The 19,913-nt window shown below is 41.6% G+C and carries 17 protein-coding genes and 1 pseudogene; 13 read left to right on the top strand and 5 right to left on the bottom strand.

All coding sequences use genetic code 11. The features are described 5' to 3' along the window. Window positions 1-55: 55 nt before the first annotated feature. Window positions 56-748 (bottom strand): TetR/AcrR family transcriptional regulator, encoded by a 693-nt coding sequence (locus FTV18_RS12575; protein ID WP_179992733.1) that lies wholly within the window; start codon window positions 746-748, stop codon window positions 56-58. A gap of 219 nt (window positions 749-967) precedes the next feature. Between FTV18_RS12575 and FTV18_RS12570 the strand changes: the two genes are divergently transcribed. From FTV18_RS12570 to FTV18_RS12525, 10 genes are all read left to right on the top strand, one after another. Further along, complete coding sequence (locus FTV18_RS12570; protein ID WP_180011597.1) at window positions 968-1,816, top strand: SDR family oxidoreductase; 849 nt, start codon at window positions 968-970, stop codon at window positions 1,814-1,816. Window positions 1,817-2,001: 185 nt separating this feature from the next. Continuing rightward, complete coding sequence (locus FTV18_RS12565; protein ID WP_180018351.1) at window positions 2,002-2,943, top strand: TauD/TfdA family dioxygenase; 942 nt, start codon at window positions 2,002-2,004, stop codon at window positions 2,941-2,943. A 118-nt stretch (window positions 2,944-3,061) separates the two neighbouring features. Beyond that, on the top strand, window positions 3,062-3,766 hold the full coding sequence (locus FTV18_RS12560; protein WP_180018349.1) for a Crp/Fnr family transcriptional regulator: 705 nt from the start codon (window positions 3,062-3,064) through the stop codon (window positions 3,764-3,766). A gap of 110 nt (window positions 3,767-3,876) precedes the next feature. Next, entirely contained in the window at window positions 3,877-4,092 is a 216-nt protein-coding gene (locus tag FTV18_RS12555; RefSeq protein WP_159124130.1) for a molybdopterin-binding protein, read from the top strand. 13 nt (window positions 4,093-4,105) lie between these two features. Next, a complete protein-coding gene (locus tag FTV18_RS12550) occupies window positions 4,106-5,593 on the top strand; it encodes a hypothetical protein (protein ID WP_180018347.1) in 1,488 nt (495 codons plus the stop codon). 24 nt (window positions 5,594-5,617) lie between these two features. Continuing rightward, on the top strand, window positions 5,618-6,685 hold the full coding sequence (locus FTV18_RS12545) for an ABC transporter substrate-binding protein (protein ID WP_166138954.1): 1,068 nt from the start codon (window positions 5,618-5,620) through the stop codon (window positions 6,683-6,685). Between the two features lie 32 nt (window positions 6,686-6,717). Continuing rightward, window positions 6,718-7,572: an ABC transporter permease gene (locus tag FTV18_RS12540; protein ID WP_180018370.1), complete on the top strand. Its 855-nt coding sequence runs from the start codon at window positions 6,718-6,720 to the stop codon at window positions 7,570-7,572. A 10-nt stretch (window positions 7,573-7,582) separates the two neighbouring features. Beyond that, on the top strand, window positions 7,583-8,344 hold the full coding sequence (locus FTV18_RS12535; protein ID WP_180018345.1) for an ABC transporter permease: 762 nt from the start codon (window positions 7,583-7,585) through the stop codon (window positions 8,342-8,344). A gap of 18 nt (window positions 8,345-8,362) precedes the next feature. Then, on the top strand, window positions 8,363-9,175 hold the full coding sequence (locus FTV18_RS12530; RefSeq protein WP_166138948.1) for an ABC transporter ATP-binding protein: 813 nt from the start codon (window positions 8,363-8,365) through the stop codon (window positions 9,173-9,175). A gap of 337 nt (window positions 9,176-9,512) precedes the next feature. After that, window positions 9,513-10,325, top strand: a complete 813-nt coding sequence (locus FTV18_RS12525) for an ABC transporter ATP-binding protein (RefSeq protein WP_180018343.1) — start codon at window positions 9,513-9,515, stop codon at window positions 10,323-10,325. A 149-nt stretch (window positions 10,326-10,474) separates the two neighbouring features. On the opposite strand, the gene FTV18_RS12520 is transcribed toward FTV18_RS12525, so the two are convergent. The 3 genes from FTV18_RS12520 to FTV18_RS12510 form a co-directional block, all read right to left on the bottom strand. Further along, window positions 10,475-11,842 carry an LLM class flavin-dependent oxidoreductase gene (locus FTV18_RS12520; RefSeq protein WP_180018341.1) on the bottom strand — a complete coding sequence of 456 codons (1,368 nt, stop codon included), beginning with the start codon at window positions 11,840-11,842 and terminating at the stop codon, window positions 10,475-10,477. A gap of 161 nt (window positions 11,843-12,003) precedes the next feature. Next, on the bottom strand, window positions 12,004-13,368 hold the full coding sequence (locus FTV18_RS12515; protein ID WP_180018340.1) for an MATE family efflux transporter: 1,365 nt from the start codon (window positions 13,366-13,368) through the stop codon (window positions 12,004-12,006). A gap of 103 nt (window positions 13,369-13,471) precedes the next feature. Continuing rightward, window positions 13,472-14,626, bottom strand: a complete 1,155-nt coding sequence (locus FTV18_RS12510) for a methionine aminotransferase (protein WP_180018338.1) — start codon at window positions 14,624-14,626, stop codon at window positions 13,472-13,474. Between the two features lie 273 nt (window positions 14,627-14,899). On the opposite strand from FTV18_RS12510, the gene FTV18_RS12505 reads away from it, so the two are divergent. From FTV18_RS12505 to FTV18_RS12490, 3 genes are read left to right on the top strand one after another with little or no spacing between them, the layout of a single operon-like run. Further along, window positions 14,900-17,758 carry a type VI secretion system Vgr family protein gene (locus FTV18_RS12505; RefSeq protein ID WP_180018335.1) on the top strand — a complete coding sequence of 953 codons (2,859 nt, stop codon included), beginning with the start codon at window positions 14,900-14,902 and terminating at the stop codon, window positions 17,756-17,758. Continuing rightward, window positions 17,758-19,326, top strand: a complete 1,569-nt coding sequence (locus tag FTV18_RS15765) for a pesticin C-terminus-like muramidase (RefSeq protein ID WP_257218600.1) — start codon at window positions 17,758-17,760, stop codon at window positions 19,324-19,326. Before FTV18_RS12505 ends, FTV18_RS15765 begins: the two co-directional genes overlap by 1 nt. Further along, window positions 19,310-19,708 carry a lysozyme inhibitor LprI family protein gene (locus FTV18_RS12490; protein WP_159124140.1) on the top strand — a complete coding sequence of 133 codons (399 nt, stop codon included), beginning with the start codon at window positions 19,310-19,312 and terminating at the stop codon, window positions 19,706-19,708. The genes FTV18_RS15765 and FTV18_RS12490 overlap by 17 nt, the downstream gene beginning before the upstream one ends. 12 nt (window positions 19,709-19,720) lie before the next feature. Here FTV18_RS12490 and FTV18_RS12485 read toward each other — a convergent pair. Next, window positions 19,721-19,913 (bottom strand): annotated as a pseudogene (locus FTV18_RS12485) (IS982 family transposase); the annotation flags it as partial.

The following is a 19,913-nucleotide window of genomic DNA, read 5'->3' as shown; positions in this document are numbered from 1 at the left end:
AATCTTGTAGATCACTGAGAGCTAGATCTACATAGACCTTATCCTGATTTAAAAATTATCTAACCGGATCCGCCGGTTTTTCTGTACCTAAAGTGTCTAATAAAGCAAAGAACACCAAGCTACAGGAAGACAGAATTTCTTCCAGTGACTGTTTAAAGCCGCTCATGACCCAGCGAATCGCAATTTGGGTGACATAACCATTAAGTCCGGTCGAGACCAGAGAAATCTCTCGTTCAGAACGATTCAGGTTCGGCATCATCAGCATGACAAAGGCCTGAATCATACGGTCGAAACGGCCCATGGTTTCATGAATCGTGGCCTGATTATGCAGTTCTTGAACCAGCATCGCATCGATATAAATAATTCGTGCCATACCCGGATTGTCACGTAAGGTCGTCAGCAAGGCAGTCAGACCGGCTTCGATCATTTTCTTTGGATCAGAAGAAGCCTGCATCATGGCTTGCATGACATTCTGCTGTAACTGGTCAATCAGCTTGAGGAAAATAGTCTGGAACAGATGTTCGCTTTTCTTAAAGGATTCATAAAAATAACGTTCAGTCAGTTTGGCTTCGTTACAGATATCCTTCACAGTGACCGAAAAGAAACCATGACGACCATACGCCTCGATTCCGGCCTCAATCAGCTTTTCACGACGTGCCTGCTGACGCTCAGCCATGGAAAGTCCTTTAAACTGGCGTTCCTTACTTTTACTTGCTAGTTTTTGTCCTGAATTTACTGCATCCGTCATAAAGACCATAGACTCATGTGCTTGAGATTTTAAGTATCTTATCAATAAATCCGGCTTTGACCTATGCTGAAATTCAAGCTTGAAAATTGGCCCGTAGAGACATGCTGGAATTATTGACAATATGGATTGTCAAAACTATATTGAAACAATGTGCTGTATCCCTATGCGACAGAAAAACAGGCTGTCATGGAAGGGCAGTGTTTTAATCAAGGAAATTCAATGAAAAATTTTCATAATAAAGTCGCGGCCATTACTGGCGCAGGTTCAGGTATCGGCCAGCAACTTGCAGTGCTTTTAGCAAAGCAGGGCTGTCATTTAGCACTCAGTGATGTGAATGAACAGGGTCTGGCTAAAACAGTTGAGCTGCTACAAGGTACTGATGTTCGTGTCACAACCAAAAAGGTCAATGTGGCTAATCTGGAAGAAATGCATGCTTGGGCCGCTGAGGTCGAGAAAGATCATGGCAGCGTGAATATGATTTTTAACAATGCTGGTGTGGCACTCGGTTCTACCGTAGAAGGCGCCAGCTATGAAGAGCTGGAATGGATCGTCGGCATTAACTTCTGGGGCGTGGTCTATGGCACCAAAGAGTTCCTGCCTTTAATCAAGAAAACCGGTGATGGTCATGTCATCAATATTTCCAGCCTGTTCGGTTTAACTGCCCAGCCAACCCAGTCTGCTTATAATGCCACTAAATTTGCCGTGCGTGGTTTTACCGAATCCTTGCGTCAGGAGCTGGATATGGAAAACTGCGGGGTAAGCGCACTCTGTGTACACCCAGGCGGAATCCGTACCAATATCGCCATTGCAGCGAAAATGAATGACAGTATTCGTAGTCTGGGAATGCACCCGGAAAAATCTGCACAGAATTTCAATAAGCTGCTGCGTTGTCCACCGGAAGAAGCAGCGCGTCAAATTCTGGACGCGGTGCAAAAAGACAAACGCCGTCTGCTGATTGGGAATGATGCCAAAGCAATTGATTTAATCCAGCGCCTCATGCCAACTGGCTATCAGAAGGTCACGGCTTTAGCTACCCGCCTCGGCAAGCAGAAGAAAAAGTCAGCTTAAAACGATCTGATCAAAGCCCGCGTAAGCGGGTTTTTTTATGCCCGAAAACTTAAGCAGCTAAAGTATTTTATAAATCAAAAATGGTGCATAAGAATGTCAATAAATTGACAGCGTTAGATAAGCCGATTCGGCATGATGATTTCACAGACCGAAGGTCGACATAATTATAGATAGAGGAAATGATCATGGCTTATGAATACAAACACATCCAGGTACAACCAATTGGTGGCCGTATCGGCGCTGAAATCCAGGGCATAAAACTGTCAGCGGATTTGGCTGATGAAGTGGTGAATGAAATCAACCAGGCATTATTGCAGCATAAAGCGATCTTCTTTAAAGATCAGCAACATCTAGATGATGTCGCTCAAGAAGCCTTTGCAGCACGTTTAGGCACACCGTTGAATCACCCGACTGTACCGGTAAAAGATGGCTCTGCACATATTCTGGAAATTGATTCACGCGGTGCACGTGCAGACAGCTGGCATACGGACATCAGCTTTATTGATGCCTATCCAAAAGCTTCTATCCTGCGTAGCGTGGTTGCACCCGCAGTAGGTGGCAATACCGTATGGGCAAATACAACCGCTGCCTACAATGATTTACCTGAAGAACTGAAAACACTGGCGGATAGCTTGCGTGCGATTCACAGCAACAACTTTGACTATGCTGCAAAAGTCAGTGTTCCAAAAGAAGCTTTGGAAAAATATAAAAACTACTTCAATTCAACTGAATATGAAACTGAACATCCATTAGTACGCGTTCATCCTGAAACAGGTGAAAAAACCTTGTTATTGGGCCATTTCTTTAAGAGCTTCGTCGGTTATAGCTCAAGTGAATCACGCCGTTTATTCGACCTGTTCCAAAGTTATGTAGAGAAGCTGGAAAATATTGTCAGCTGGCGCTGGAGTGCAGGTGATGTGGCAATCTGGGATAACCGTGCAACGCAACACCGTGCGATTAATGATTATGGTGACCAGCACCGTGTAGTACGCCGTGTAACTTTAGAGGGTGATGTGCCAGTCGGTGTGGATGGCCGTCCAAGCCGTGAACTGCGTAAAGATGTCAAGCAGGACATTAGCAACTTCCGCTATAACAGCGAAGACGGTATTTATGAAAAAGTTTCATAAGTAATTCTTATTCAATTGGAAACTTTGCATATAAATAGCTAAAGAATCAAGAATAAATGATTCGCCAGTCATTAATGATCCATCTAATATTTAAATAAAATATAGGGTGGATCATTTTATGAAAATTCATACTGCAAAAAATAATGTGGATTATGACATATTAAAAAATATATTTAAAAATATCTCTGAGGATAAGCTGGATTATATTTTAAAATATTCAACGATTCGAAAATATCAAAAAGGCGATTTGATATTAAATAAAGAAAATTGCCATACTGCTTTATATATATTGCTTGATGGGATTATCCAGATTGGATATTTAAGCCCATCAGGTCGTTTTCATGCCTTTAATTATTTCTCGGAAAAGCATCTGATTAACCTGCTTCCTTGCCTCAATACACAAGTGATTGATTATGATTATTATGCTTTTAATCAGGTCAAGGTCCTGCAAATTCCACAGCATATATTTATAGAAGAAATAAATGATAACAATCACTTAAAGCAGGATGCTTTAAATATTCTCAGCCATCGGATGCAATATCTGATCCAGCAGGTCAAATTCCTGCAAGTCGCTAATTTACATCAAAAAGTATGCAAGGTTTTGCATGACCTTTCGATTCAGTACGGTCGATCTCATCCTCTGGGAACTGAAATTAAACTCAAGATCTCCCAGCATGATTTAGCAGATTTACTCTCTGCTTCACGCCAAACCATTAATAAAGAGATAAAGAACCTGGCAAGTCAAAATATTCTGGATTGGCAATATGAAAATATCGTGATTAAAAACAAAGAATATTTAAATTATCAGATTAACTGGATTTAAAATAATATAAATAGATTTTATAAAATAATATATCAAAATCTATTTATATTATTTTTCTGCATATTAAAAATCATGCATATTAATTCCAACCAAAACAACAGGAATTAATAATGACAATTCAATCTATTAATGTGCGTAACCAGTTAAAAGGTACTATTCAGGAAATTGTAAAAGGTGATGTGGTTTCTGAAGTCGATGTGGTGACTGCTTCGGGTATTTTCACTTCGGTAATTACGACACGTTCTGTAGAAGAGCTGGATTTGCAGATAGGAAGTCAGGTGATTGTGCTGATCAAATCGACTGATGTTTCACTGGCAAAACTGTAGGTGTGTCGATTGTATGAAGCAATATTTTAAACAAGGGGCAACGGTACTGACTCTGCTAAGCGCGAGTATTGGCTTAACGCATGCAGATGCGGAGGTAGGTCAGTTACAACAACAGGTCAGTCAACTCGAGCAGTCATTAAAACAATTAAAAACCCAGTTAGCGCAGATTCAGAATCAGAACGAAGCCGTTACAGAAGCCACTACTGCTGATGAGGCTGAACTATCTGCTGATGCAGAAACTGAATCTGATGATGACCAAAGCTTTGTGACACGTGCCGAGTTGCAAGGTCTGCAAAGCGATCTGGAAAACTATAAATATCAGGTACAACGTGACCGCGATACCAAAACGGCATTATCAACACGTCAGCTGCTGATTAATGGAGTCGTGCAGGCCAAAGCTTCTTATATCGATGAAGCACAGCGCACTCCACCTACGGGCACCAATACCGGGATGGCAGTTCAAGACCGTCACTCTTCGTTTGATTTAGGTGCAGTCCAAATTGGTTTTATTGGCAATCTGTACAAAGACTATGAAGAAGGCAAGAACCTGGATTTCAATCTACGTTTTGGTACTTCTCCACAGACAGGAACCAATAACAGTTATTTGAACTTATTGGATGCGCAACTGACTTATCACGTATTGCCAACCTTAAGTGCCGACACGGGGCGCTTGAGCGTTACTTTAGGTCAGCAACTGTTACCATTTGGCCAGGAAGTTCAGGCCACTGAAGACCTAAAACCTACCATTAACAATGCCTTGTTCAGTTTGCCGGGCCTAGGTTATGGACTGGCACTGCGTGAAGTCGGCTTGATTGTACGTGGGGATGCCTTACCAACCGTGGACTATGGATATAACTATCGCTCGCCAATGATTAGCTATGCCTTTGGTCTGATGAATGGTAATGGAGCCAATAAATCGGATGACAATGATGACAAAAACTTTATTGGACGTCTGCGTTATACCTTGCCTGCGGAATATAACTCATGGCTGCGTGAACTGAGTTTTGGTCTGTCCTGGTATCAAGGCAAGAGCAATCTATTTGAAATTGATGGTACCAGCGCGGCCTTTGCTGGTAAGGGCGATGTGCTGCGTAAAGGCTTCGATATTTACTATAACCACCATCCATTCGGTGTGACCTATGAATATGTACAAGGTGAAGATGACACCTACATTTCACAAACTGCACAGACCTATAAGCGTGAAAGTGAGTCGCACACAGGTACCTTGTTCTGGAACTTTGGTGAGCAGTTTGTCAAAGGATTCCGTAATCAGGGCCGTTATGACGACTGGTGGCCAAAGTCTTACCAAGCCTTCTATCGCTACGACACCATTGATCGTGACAAGAATTTAGCCGATCAAACTGTTGATATTCACAGTCTGGGCCTGAATGCATTCTTTGCGGAAACCACCAAGTTTCAGATCAACCTGAACCATGTCAACAATGACATTACAAACAAGAGCTATAACGAACTGGTCGCACAATTCCAGTATGGATTCTAATTTTATATTTTGAGGAATTTTCACATGTTTAAATGGTCAAAAGTATTATTTGCTGGCCTTCTCTCTACAGCAACACTGGTGCCTGCTGTTCAATCCTTTGCAGCAGAAGCCAAACCGACCGTGATTCGCCTGGCATCTCCATTAGTCGGCAGCGGTAGCCGCCCGGTGGGCTACGGCAACTTTTATTCCACCACACAAACCTTAGGTTTGCTGGAAAAAGAATTCCAGAAAGACGGGATTAAAGTACAGTGGAACAACTTCAAAGGTGCAGGTCCTGCGATCAATGAATCTTATGCCAATGGCCTGGTAGATATTACCTGGCTAGGAGACTTACCGGCTTTGATTGGTAAGGCCAGTCGTCTGGATACCAAGCTGATTTTAGCGGGCGGTACACATGATAATACTTACCTGGTGGTTGCACCGGGATCATCAGCCAAAAGCTGGGCAGATTTAAAAGGCAAACGTATTGGTTTCTTCCGTGGAACCAGCGTGCATCTTGCTTTAAACCAGATTATTAAAAAACATGGACTTACTGAAAAAGATTTCCGCTTTGTCAATGTAGATGGTCCAGTCGGCTATTCAGCACTGGCAAGTGGTGATCTGGATGCTTTATTTACCAACCAGTCGATTTTCCCTGTGACTGATCGCGGTGTTGCTAAGCTGATTTATAGTTCTAAAAAGGAACCGGCACAGTATCAGAGTTCGGGTTATATTTTGGTCAATTCTAAATTTGAACAGAAGTATCCCGAAGTCGTACAGCGCGTTGTGAATGTGCTGGTCAAACAGGCAGCTTGGGATTCGAACCCAGCCAATAAAACTGAATTGTTCAAAATATGGTCGAAATCAGGCCTTTCCTATAACACTTTTGTGCGTGCCAATGATGGTGTGGATCTAAAACGTCATAGTGCTCCGATTCTGGATGCTTTCAACGTTGCTGTAATTAAGAAAAAACTGAAAGCGGGTCAAGACTTGAAACTGATTCGCGGCAATATTGATGTCGACTCCTGGATTGAGCCGAAGTATGTCAATAATGCTTTAAAAACGCTAAATTTACAGAACTATTGGAAACCTCTGAATGCCAATGGGCAATAACCATCATGCCCTTGAGTTGAGGAGGTTGAGTGATGTTACAGGAAATCGAGCTTGAAACAGCCAAGACACCGACACAGGACAATGCTGCATCCAGATTGAACCGAAAAAGTATTCTGAATTTTTTAAAACAGAATCAGGTGTTCATATGGGGAATCGGAGCACTTTTCCCCATCGCGCTGCTCTATCTGTGGCATGTGTCGGTAGAACGGAACTGGGTGAACCCTTTATTGCTCCCTGCACCTGAACTGGTCTGGGTGGCCCTGAAAGATCTGTATCAAACCGGCGAACTGTGGAGCAATCTGAGTGTCAGTCTGAGCCGGATTGGCTACGGGTTCAGTGCCGGCATTGTACTGGCACTGGTCTTAGGTCTGACCATGGGACTATCACGTCGAGCAGAAGCCTATATCTGGCCCACATTCAAAGCCATTAATCTGGTACCCGTGATCGGCTGGATTCCACTGTTAATTTTACTGGTCGGGATTGATGAAGCCCTCAAGATTATTCTGATTGCTAAAGCCGCGCTGGTGCCGATGACCATCAATGTATTTAAAGGCGTGCGCAATATTCCACAGCAATTGACCGAAGTCGCGGAAGTTTATCAGTTGAGCACCTGGTCCAGATTTAAAAATGTGGTTCTGCCGGGTGCCTTTATCAGTTTTATCGGTGGCTTACGTTTATCTTTGGTAAGTTCATGGGGCGCTCTGGTTGCAGTAGAACTGCTGGCTTCAAGTGAAGGGATCGGTTATGTGATGGTCTATGGCCGTCAGATTTTCCAGCTCGATGTGGTGATGGCAACTGTAGTGGTGATTGGACTGGTGGGATTTGGCTTTGACGTCATTATCCGCCTCATACAAAAACAGTTCAGTGGTTGGGATCAGGCTAGATAGGGAAAATATCATGAAAAAAATAGATTATCGCGGCTGGGTCATTCCTCTGGTTCTGTGGGTTGCCTGGTTGATCGTGACCGCAAAACAATGGATTGATCCTGCTTTACTGGCGCCGCCAGCTGCTGTATGGCAGGCCTTTGTAGAAAGCTGGCAGGCAGGCGAGGTGACAGAAAATATTATCGCCAGTCTACTTCGCAACACGGCAGGATTTATTGCCGGTGGAGTGATGGGTGCAGTGCTGGGTTTGGCCCTGGGTCTAAACGTCTGGCTGGATCGAATCTTTTCTCCAACGCTGAACGCCATTAAACACGTGGCTGTATTTGCCTGGGTTCCACTGATGATCATGTGGTTTGGACATGGTGAAGTCTCAAAAGTGATTTTTATTGCTTTAGTCGTGTTCTATCCGGTGTTCTTTAATACCTATGACGGGGTCAAGAATGTGCCGGTCAAAATTAAAGAAGTGGCGCAGATCTTCCAGCTCAGTCCGGTACGTACTTTTTTTAAAGTGATTTTACCCGCAGCAGCCCCAAGTATTTTTGCCGGTTTGAATATTGCGCTGGTATTTTCATGGGTGGCGACTGTGGGCGCGGAGTATTTTTTTGTGTCCTCGGTTGGCGTGGTCAATCCAATCATGGACGGACAGAACCTGTTCCAGATGGAAGTGGTGCTATATGGCATGGCCATTATTGCGATTGTCGGGCTGTTATTTTCCAAGGCAGCACAATTCTTTGAAAACTATAACTTACGCTGGCGTCAGGCGGCCAATAAATAAAAGATGTGAGATAACAACATGAATCAACAGGTGAATATTAAGGGTCATGTCGAGATCCAGAAACTCGACAAGTTCTTCCCTAAAGATGGGGAAGAGTTGCAGGTATTAGATCAGATTAATTTGAATATCCAGCCAGGCGAGTTCATTAGTATTGTCGGTAATAGTGGCTGTGGTAAATCAACCTTATTGCGGCTTTTGGTGGGCCTTGATGCCGAGTTTCAAGGCAGTATTTTGATTGATGGCAAACCGATTCAGGGCACCAGTCTGGATCGCGGTATTGTGTTTCAGGATCACCGTTTGTTCCCTTGGCTGAGTGTCGAGCAGAATGTAGCTTTAGCGCTGGAAAAATCAGGCCTGAGCAAAGCCGAAAAGCAGGAACTCATTGATTATCATCTGGAACTGGTGCAATTGAGCCAGTTTAAAACTGCCTATCCAAGTCAGCTGTCTGGGGGGATGAGCCAGCGTGTGGCAATTGCGCGTAGTCTGGTGAATCGTCCACAAATTTTATTACTGGATGAACCTTTTGGTGCCTTGGATGCCTTGACTCGGGCCAACTTGCAACAGGAATTACAGCGGATCTGGCAGTCGGAAAAGATCACCTCTATTCTGGTCACCCATGATGTAGAAGAGGCGGTATTGTTAGGTGATCGCGTAGTGGTAATGCAACCCCATCCGGGACGAATCAAACGTATTGTGAAAGTGGATCTGGAACGTCCGCGTAAACGTGAAGACTACCGTCTGGCGGCCATTAAAAATGACATCTTGCTTGACTTCCAGGATCAGGTCGAGCTTGTGCCGCATGAATTAGAACAATATAAATTGGCCTGGTAAGCAGAGCCATTTGAATACCCGCATTCGCGGGTTTTTTATTGCCCTAAGCATTGTTGCGATTTGGTTGTTCGGAATATTTTAAATAACGTTTTCTAGAAGAAAAGAAATTTTAAGTTATTGAAATATATAATTTTATATCTAACTATTAAAATCTATACATGCTTTTGATAACCAAATAAAAAATCAAGATAACTCCTTACCCTAAACTCTTTTATAGTCAAAAGAGTCCTATTTTCAGCAGATCTAAAAGAGACAGAAATTTATCCAAGTTCATAAACAGGATAGATCCAGTCTAGAACAATCATTAAATATGTATTGCAGCAAAAGGTGAGGAAAAATGACGGAGCACTCTCAATGTAGAATCACGATTCAAAATTTATATAAAAGTTATAGCACCGCACCAGATCAGCAGACCCAGGTCCTCGAAGATATTAATCTGGATATTCATGCAGGTGATTTTGTCAGTGTGGTAGGGCATGCTGGCTGCGGTAAATCCACATTATTACGTTTACTAATGGGCTTGGAGCAGCATCAACAGGGCCGGATTCTGATTCAGGGAAAACAGCCAGCTGAACATCTTCCAAATCTCAGTATTGTCTATCAGGATCATCGACTGTTTAACTGGCTCAGTGTGACGGAAAATATCCGCATGGCCTTACATCAAATCCCTTTAAGTAAAGAAGAGGAAAATCGAAGAATTCAGGAACAGCTGGAATTGCTGCAACTGACGCCGTTTAAGGATGCTTATCCATCGCACTTGTCTGCTGGCATGAATCTGAAAGTGGCCATTGCCAAAAGCCTGGTTACTCAACCGGATATATTATTAGATGATCCTTTTGCTGGACTGGACGCGCTGATGCGTCATCATCTGCATGAAGAATTACAGCGAATCTGGAAAGCCAAAAAAATTACCGTGATTTTAGCGACCCAAGATATTGCTGAAGCTTTATTACTGAGCACTTCAGTTGTGGTAATGCAGGCTAATCCTGGACGAATCGAACAGGTTTTAAAGGTGTCTTTATCTTATCCACGCAAGCGCCAGAATACGCGTTTACAGCAGTTGAAAAAAGAAATTCTAAAAGTATTAAATTTCTCAATCGTGAAGGATCAACAGCTGCTACTTACAAGCTCTGGTCAGTTTTGCTGGTAGGCTAGGGTCTTCATTCATTTTAAATTAAACAGAAATCAACAGCGACACAACCTCGCCCATAGTTGTCATTTCCACTAGCACCAATTACCCCAGTGCTTAACTTAAAGAAATAAAAAATGCCCTATCGGGCATTTTTTATAATGGATGGTTTAAGAGGCAACCGCAGTATTTTGTTGCGTAATCACATACTGATTTTCTGGCCGTTTCAGTCCTAAGTTTTCACGCAGAGTTGTACCTTCATATTCAGTCCGGAATAGACCACGACGTTGTAGTTCTGGCACGATGAAATCTACAAAGTCATCCAGACCGGCAGGTGTCGTTGGTGGCAAGACATTAAAACCATCAGCCGCTTCATTTTCGAACCATTCCTGTAGCTGGTCGACTACCTGTTCAGGTGTCCCGATCAGCGTCCAGTGACCACGAGCAGAGGCAATATATTCATATAGCTGGCGAATACTAAAGCGATGCTTCGCAGCAATCTCAAACATCATTTGCTGACGGCTAGACTTGATCTCAATATCTTCTAGAGGAAATGGGGCATCCAAATCATAGTTTGAAAGATTAATATCCCCTGCCAGACCAGACAGTAAGCCCAAACCGACATCTGGATGAATCAGACGACTCAGTAATTCATATTTTTCTTTGGCTTCCTGTTCAGTTTTAGCTACAAAGACAGAGACCCCCGGCATTACTTTTAAATCATCCGGATGACGACCGTATTTAGCCAGACGGCCTTTAACATCACGGTAGAAGGCTTGTGCATCAGACAGGCTTTGCTGGGCAGTAAAAATCACTTCGGCATATTTGGCGGCCAGCTCACGTCCATCTTCAGATTGGCCCGCCTGAACAATCACTGGATAGCCTTGTGGCGGACGAGAGACATTGAGTGCACCCTTGACATTAAAATATTTGCCGCTATGCAGGGGTTCGTGCTGTTTAGATGTATCAAAGAAATGACCATTTTCTTTGCCATAGAGGAATGCATCATCTTCCCAGGAATCCCAGAGCTTCTGTACAACTTCAATAAATTCATCCGCGCGCTCATAACGGACTTTGGCATCCGGATGTGCACTAAAACCAAAGTTCCGCGCGGTTTCAGCAGATATGGTAGTGACAACATTCCAGGCGGCACGACCCTTACTGATATGGTCTAAAGAGGCATATTTTCGTGCCAACAGATACGGTTCTTCATAGGTGGTAGAAGCAGTGGCAATAAAACCAATATTTTGGGTGACGGCTGAAATTGCTGCGAATAAGGTGACTGGTTCAAAGCCCACGACTTTATCGCTATAACCGACCTTCTTATTATGTTTGGAAGCGCCATGACTCCAGTTGACTGCCAGACCATCTGCAAGGAAATAGGCATCAAACAGGCCGCGTTCAGCAGTTTTCGCTAATTTAATCGCATAATCAATGCTTAAATGATCCTGAGGACGAGACTCAGGATGGCGCCAACCTGCCGCATGTTGCGAAGTCGTTGGAATAAAAGCACCCAGTTTAATTTGTCGTTTAGCCATGAGAAGACCTTGTGTTTTTATGCAATATACTGCTTATAACAAGGATCTTCATGGCTGAAAAATATAATAAAAATGAATCCATATAAAAAATATGGATTAAGCAGGAAATACGCTATTTAGAAGTGCTTTGCTAGGTTTATTCAGTAGTTCAGGCCGGAAGATTAAACCAGTGCCTCGATGGTTTTTTTCTTCCAGATAAACTGGTAATACAAGCCTTGCATAATACAAAGACAGACAAAGGCCAAGGCATAACCGTACCAGATCCCTTCTAAACCCCACCAGCGGCTGAACATATAGGCAGCTGGTACTTCAATGCCAATAATGGCAATGATATTGATCAACATCGGGACTGTCACTGTGCCACTGGCCCGCATGATCGAAGCAAAAATTGCGCTAGCACCAAAGAACAGAATCGACCATAGGACAATGAAGAGAAGTTGCTGACCCAATACCACGACCTGCGGGTCAGTGATAAACAAAGCCATGAGATATTTAGAAAACAGATAAGCTAGAATTACCAGACTACCTGTGAACAAGATATTCATACTTAAGGCAGTTCGAGTCACTTTATTGAGCAAATCATTTTTACCAGCACCAATGGCCTGTGCCCCAAAGACTGAAGCTGCAATGGCAATAGAAAGGGCAGGGAACTGAATATAATTCAGCACCTGATTCACGGCACCATAGGCCGCCGTCGCTTCTGCACCATAACGGTTGACCAGACCTACAATGACCAGACCAGCGACTGAAGTCGTCACCATTTGAACTCCGGTCGGAATACCTAAGCGCAGGATAATCTTGCTGAGCTGGGGCTGATGACGGATATCTTTGATCAACGCCCAGTCTGGTCTTAGAGGATGACGCTTATAATTTAAATAGAGAATGAGAAATAACAGAACAGCCAAGTTGCCCAGAATGGTTGCAATTGCTGGAGAAATGATCCCCATTTTAGGAAAACCGAAATAACCTGCGATCAGGACTGGTGTTACTACCAAGCCCACACCAATCGTTAGGGCAGAGGCAAATAGTGGTGTAGTACTGTCTCCGACCCCACGTAAAATTGAAGTATAAATAATATAAATAAAAATCAGAGGACTACCGGCCAGCATCCATTGCACATAAGGCAAAGACAGGTGCATCACATCCGGATCTGTACCCAAGAGTTGCAGGATATTTTCAGCAAAAAATACACCCAATAGGGCAATCAGGCTGCCACCAATCAGCGTCATAAACAGGGTAGAGCCAACTACACAGCGCACTTTTTCCAGGTTTCTGGCACCCCAAGCTTGTCCTACCAGAACCGTAGAACCTGCAGAGAGACCAATCACAAAAGCCATCAGACAGAACAGAATCGGGAAAAATACTGCCACAGCGGCAATTGCTTGCACGCCGAGCATTTGCCCGACAAAAACAGTATTAATCGTACCGGACAGGCTTTGCAGGATGTTGGTAACGACCAGCGGTAACAGGAAAATAAAAAATGTTTTCCATAAATTCTGCTGGTGAACCAATGCTTGCTGTGCCATATGACATCCTGTTCTTGATTTTTCATATATTTATCAGGACTAAATTATCCTTGATCCGCATCAAGAACGCCTTAGCTTTTCAGTAACCAATAAGTCTATTTTTTTAAACTTTGGAAAGAATCTGTGCTGCTTCTATCAAGGTTTCATCTTTTTTGGCAAAGCAGAAGCGTAATAAGTGTAAATCTTTAGGCGGCTCCTGATAAAATGCTGATACCGGAATCGCCACAACACCGTGTTGTTTCGCCAGATAATGGCACATCGACAGTGCATCCAGATCAGGACGAATTTCACTGTAATCCAGATTCTGGAAATAGGTGCCTTGTGATGGCGTCCAGTGAAAACGGGAGTCTGTCAGTGCATGATTAAACAAATCCCGTTTGGCCTGATAAAAACCGGACAGCTCATGGATATGTTCAGAATGTAGCTGCATATATTCAGTCAAAGCCACCTGAATTGGCGTTACACCACAGAAGCTGACAAACTGGTAAATCTGTCTGAACATCTGCATTAAGGCTGGCGGTGCAACACAGAAACCAGTTTTCCAGCCGGTCACATGAAAGGTTTTACCAAAAGAACCAATCACAAAACTGCGTTCACGGAGTTCCGGAAATGATGCTGCAGAATGATGACGAACTTCATCAAATACCAGATGTTCATAAACTTCATCAGACAGAACCACGATATTACGATCACGAATCAGTTCAATCAGCTGTTGCCAGTTTTGCTCTGTCCATACCGTTCCGGTGGGATTATGCGGTGTATTCACTACAATCATGCGGGTACGGTCATTGATTGCATCTTTGACCTGATTCCAGTCCACAGAAAAACCAGGATATTCCAGAGCGATATGTACCGGTTTGGCACCGACCAGCTTCACGCTTGGCGCATAGCTGTCATAACTGGGATCAAAAATAATGACTTCTTCACCCGCCCGTACCGTTGCCTGAATTGCACAGAAGATTGCAATCGTTGCGCCAGGAGTAATGGTGATTTCATCTACCGGGTCTAGAATGAGCTGGTCACGATGCTGATAAAGATCAGCGACCAGCCCACGTAATACTGGTAAACCATCACCCGGTGCATATTGATTAAAACCATTTTCAGCCGCCCGACTGAGGGCTTCAATCAATTGCGGTGGAGCAGGAAAATCTGGAAAACCTTGTGACAGGTTAATTGCTCCGAGTTTTTGTGCCAAGGCCGACATAGTACTAAAAATAGTAACGCCCAGATTGGGAAGTTTAGAATGTAACTCAAGCATGTCCTTGGCCTCTGGCTTATCCTGTAATCGAGGATGATGTAGGAGATATAAAGTATTCGGCTTTCAGTGTAGCAGTAAGTGAATCAGCAAATAATCAGAAAAATCGAAAAGGTTGAAACAGAATACATCTTCTATTTCATAAGCATAGAGAATATAAGGTCAGGTTAAGGCTATTCGTGGTTAATTCATGTGAAATAAATACCAAGATGGATTGTTCTAAGCTTATTCCCTAAAATCAGTGCGATAAAAATAACCTCAAATAATAATTATAAAATGCTACAGAGTATTTATACGGTGCTTGAAGGCTTGGGTCTAAGCTCACAGAAGCGTGCACTTCATCTCCGATTTTCTAATGAAATTTTAAATTCTCAGGTTCTGATTCAGCGTATTGAAGGCAGGCACTGGATCAATGAGGGGCTACATGCTGAATTACTTTGTCTATCCACTCATCCCTATATTGCTTTAAAACAGTTTATTGGCTGTCAGGTTGCTGTTGATCAGGTCACTGATCAAGGTGAGCTTTTCCGAACTACAGGTATCATTACCGCAGCTAAACAGGGTCATAGCGATGGTGCTTTAAGTGTCTATCAGCTGACTCTCGAAGATGCGACTTCACTTTGGCATAAACGCCGTAATAGTCGTGTGTTTTTGAATAAAAGTGTCAAAGAAATCAGTGAAATTTTGTTTGCTGAATGGCAAAAGCGAAGTGGCTTATTTGCGCAAAGTTTAAGTTTGGATCTTTCCGGACTAAATCGTGAATATGATGTACGGCCATTGGTCATACAGTCCAATGAAAGTGATTATGACTTTCTGACCCGCCTATGGCGTAGTGAGGGTATTAACTGGCTGATTGATGAAAAGGAATTAATCATTTCAATATCAGCTCGAACCATTCAGCCACAAGTCCTGCGTCTTGTTGATGAGCAGCAATATTTTCAAGCCTTAAAGCGCCGTTCCATCCGCTTCCATCGCAGTCATGCAACTGAGCAATTCGATACTATCACCAGCCTAATTGCTGAGCGCCAATTAGTGCCAAACAATGTTGGATTGCAACGCTGGCAAGCTATAGATCTGGAGCAGGAGCAAAACCAGCGATTGGTGAATATTCAGCAGAGTAGTGTTCAGGATCATACTAGTTTAAATCTGGAAGATGTCTGGAACATCAGCCCAGCTTGGACCAGTGACCTAAATAGAGAAGATCAGGCTACATCATCCAGTCCAGCTCAACTGGATCAACTCAGTCAGCAACTTAGTCACTTTCATGCCATGCAGTCCAAATATTTTAAGGCCAGCAGTAGTGTTCGTGATGCCCAAGTAGGTTACTGGTTTGAACTGCATGATCATCCTGAAATTGATCAACATCCGCGCAATGAGCGTAAATTTTTAATTTTGGGCAAACACTTCTATAACCAGAATAATTTACCAAAAGACATTTTGCTACAGCTGGATCAGCTCATGCAGTCCAGTCACTGGAAAGTTCTGGATGATGAGAGACAAGGCAATGAGCTGTATTTAATTCGTCGAGATATTCTGGTGATACCTGAATATCATCCACTACAACATCGGCCCGTGGCCTATCCACAACGGGCGAAAGTGGTAGGGCCTGAAGGTGAGACTATTTATGTCGATGAATGGGGACGCGTGAAGGTTCGTTTTTTATTTACCCGTAGTGAAGATCATCAGCATGATGGTGGTGCTGGCGCCAATGATAATGACACTGATTCGGCCTGGGTAGATGTGCTAACGCCATGGGCAGGTGAAGGTTATGGCGCCCGATTCCATCCACGTATCGGGGAAATCGTAGTGATTGATTTCTTCGAAGGGGATATTGATCGTCCCTTTATTGTTGGACGTATTCATGAAGCTGAACGTTATCAAACTATGTTTGATAAGAAGGGGCAGTTGCCATTCACTAAAAAACTAAGTGGTATCCGTTCTCAAGAGGTGGAGGGTGAAGGTTTTAACCAGCTTCGCTTCGATGATACAACTGGACAGATTAGTGCACAGCTGCAAAGTAGTCATGGGGCCAGTCAGCTAAATTTAGGAAATCTAAGTCATCCAAAAGAAGATGAGGCTAGCGACGGGCGTGGTGAGGGCTTTGAGTTAAGAACAGATCAATGGGGATCACTTAGAGCGGGAGCTGGCTTGCTTCTCTCTACCTATAAACAAGAAAATGCCAATGCCAATCACTTAAATGCCAGTCCTGCGAAAAGCCAGCTTGAATCTAGTTTGAATCATAGTAAAGCCTTAAGTGAGATTGCCAAAAATCAGCAAACAGATCCCTTAGAAGGGTTAGATCATCTGAAAAAATTTCTGGATCAGATTGAACAGCAAGATCAAAGCAAGGCTGAAACCTTTAAACAGGCTTTAATGCTGCTGTGTGCACCGAATTCAATTGCACTCTCAACTAATGAAGATCTGTATCTTTCAGCTGATCAGCAGATTAACCACAGTGCTGCGGATAATATTAATTTTTCCACACAGAAATCTTTGATTGCTCACTCTCAGGACAAGATCAGTTTATTTGCAGCCCAACAAGGATTAAAAGCCATTGCGGCAAAGGGGAAGGTCGAACTCCAGGCACAAGATGACGCAATAGAAACAATTGCTCGTCAAAAAATAAAAATTATTTCGACTGAAGAACGAATTGAAATTATAAGCCCTAAAGAAATTGTGCTTACTGCTGGTGGTTCTCAGTTAAAGATTAATGGACAAGGTGTATTTGGAGTAACAGGTGGAAAGTTTGAGTGTAAAGCGGGTCAGCATATATTTAAAGAAGGTCAAAATATTATTGAACAAAAAATAAGTCTACCAAAAATGGAAACTTTATTTAGTAATCGAATTAATTATCAATGGAATACTGCCTGTGAAGGAGAAAAAGAAATTTTCATTGTTGATAAGAAGGATGGAACATTAATTAAAAGCAAAAAATCCCTGCTAAATGAAGTAAATCAAATAAGTACTCTACGGTTCTATACCTCTCAAAAAACAGATTTTATAGCTTTTGGGTTTAATTCTTGTCAAACATATCTACGTCAAGAACTAAATAAAGAGGATATTGATGAGTTATTGGAGGACCTAGAAAACGAGGAAATTGAGGATGAGGTATACACTAAAGAGGATACTGAATAATGAGTCAGTTAGTCACTATTACATCCAAACTTTATGATGCATCAGGGAAGTATGTCATCAATTTAAAAGTAAAATCGCGTTATAAAGGTTCATCTAGAGAGAATATCAATAAGACAGATCAAGACGGTCTATTTATCTTTCAAGCTTCGCCGAATCGAACTGTAGAAATTCTAGCTCAACCGCCTAATACTAAAGATTATATTGTTGTTAAAACTATTAATTCTTCAATAGTTTCTTCTAGAAAAGACCCTGTAAAAGTACCTTTACCAAAAAGTATAGAAGAATATCAACAGAAAAAAGTTAACACTACTTCAAAAGGGATAGTGACAACTTTATTTAAAATTATAGATAGTAAAGAGAAAATCCTGATAAATTTCCCAGTAACCTCTCGTCCTAAAGGAAGTAAAAAGTTATTTGAACGTAATTCAAATGAACAGGGCATTGTAGAAGTCCTATCTTCACCTAATCGAGATATTGAAATTTTGGTTTTAACTTCGAATGATGAATTTACTTTAAAAAGTTCTGTTAACTCTGGGAATGGATCCCAAACACCAATAATAATTAAACTAGATGAATCTTATGAAAACTTCAAAAGTGTCTCAAGTTTCAAAATTGTAGACAGATTAGGAAATGACTATCGTATTGAAAATACGAAAATTGAAATATTTTATTTGGAAAATGGAATAAAGAAGGTTTTAAATACTTCTAGTGGAAAATTTTCACTTCAAAGTATGGTTGGAGAAAAAGTAAAGATTACAGTATTTAAGCCAGATGGAAAGCCTTTAGAAGCCAATAATTATTACTCTAAAAGAATGAAAGAAGATTCTAATAAATTGGAATTAGATGTCGATATAACTGAGGGAAGTACAAGGTCTAATGAACCGATCATAAACAAGAATATTAAGAAAATTTGTCCTCCAGAATGTGTGGTAGAAACTTATACTTTTGAAACTTCTTTAGGAGAAATGATTATTTCAAAAGAAGCCCTTGATGCAATTTTAAAATGGGAAAAATATGAATCTAAGCCTTATGTGCCTAGTAAAGGGCAAGATGGTAAAAGTGGTGTAACTTTAGGATATGGCTATGATTTAGGTCACCAAAGTGGAGACCAAATTAAAAAAGATTTAGCTTCCTATTATACTTCAAGTCAGATTCAAAGATTACTCAAAGCTCAAGGAAAAAAGGGAATAGCAGCACAAAAATTAGTAGATAGCCTTTCTGATATTACCATCACTAAAGATAAAGCTTATCAAATGGTAATGATAGTAAAAAAAAGGTATGCGGAAGATACATTAAAAGTTTATCCAGATATTTTGAAATATCATCCTCATTGCCAAGGAGCTATTTTATCTCTTGTGTACAACAGGTATATAGGCTTAAAAGGAGATCGTCGTAAAGAAATGAAAGAAATCCAAGATGATCTTAAAAGTAATGGAAAAAAGGTTCCTTCGTTGTTAAGAAGTATGAAACGATTATGGACTACAAAAGCTAATAGAGGACTGCAAGCTAGAAGGGAAGAAGAAGCAAAAATTTTTGAAAAAGGATTAAAATGTGAATGTTATAAGTAAACTATTTATTCTGAATCTTTTATTTATTTCTTTAAATTCTTATGCAGTAATTCCCGAAGACTTCTTATATCCAGATGCCTTAGAGGTAGAGTGTAAAGATGGAAGTCCTATACAAGAGGACTTAATGTATTGTGTTTCAAGAAGTTATTTAGATTCAGATAAGAAATTAAATGTAGAATATAAAAAAAGAATGAAACTATTAAAAGGAACTAAAAAAGAAAAATTATTAGGAAGTCAGAGATTGTGGTTAAAGAATAGAAAATATAAATGTACCTCTGAATATTCAGCTGCAGAAGGAGGACGTGAAGCACCGATTTATTTAATAGATTGTTATGCTCAGGAAAACTACAAAAGAGTAAAATTTTTAGAAAATTATAAATAACCCGAATCCTGCTTAAGCCGATGACTTCATAATTTGAATTGTTGGCTTATTTTTATGGATCAGTTGATATGCACACAGGGACGCGTAAATCCCTCCTAGAAATCCATGAACACTACGTGCTTTGCTTGTCACTAAATTGTACTGACCTTTCAATAAACTGAATAAAGTCTCTATCTTATTGCGCTGTTTTAAGTGATATTTATCT

The organism is Acinetobacter sp. YH12241, assembly GCF_013417535.1.
Lineage (GTDB): Bacteria > Pseudomonadota > Gammaproteobacteria > Pseudomonadales > Moraxellaceae > Acinetobacter.
The sequence above is the reverse complement of the archived record's forward strand: the minus strand, read 5'-3'. Positions and strand labels throughout refer to the sequence as shown.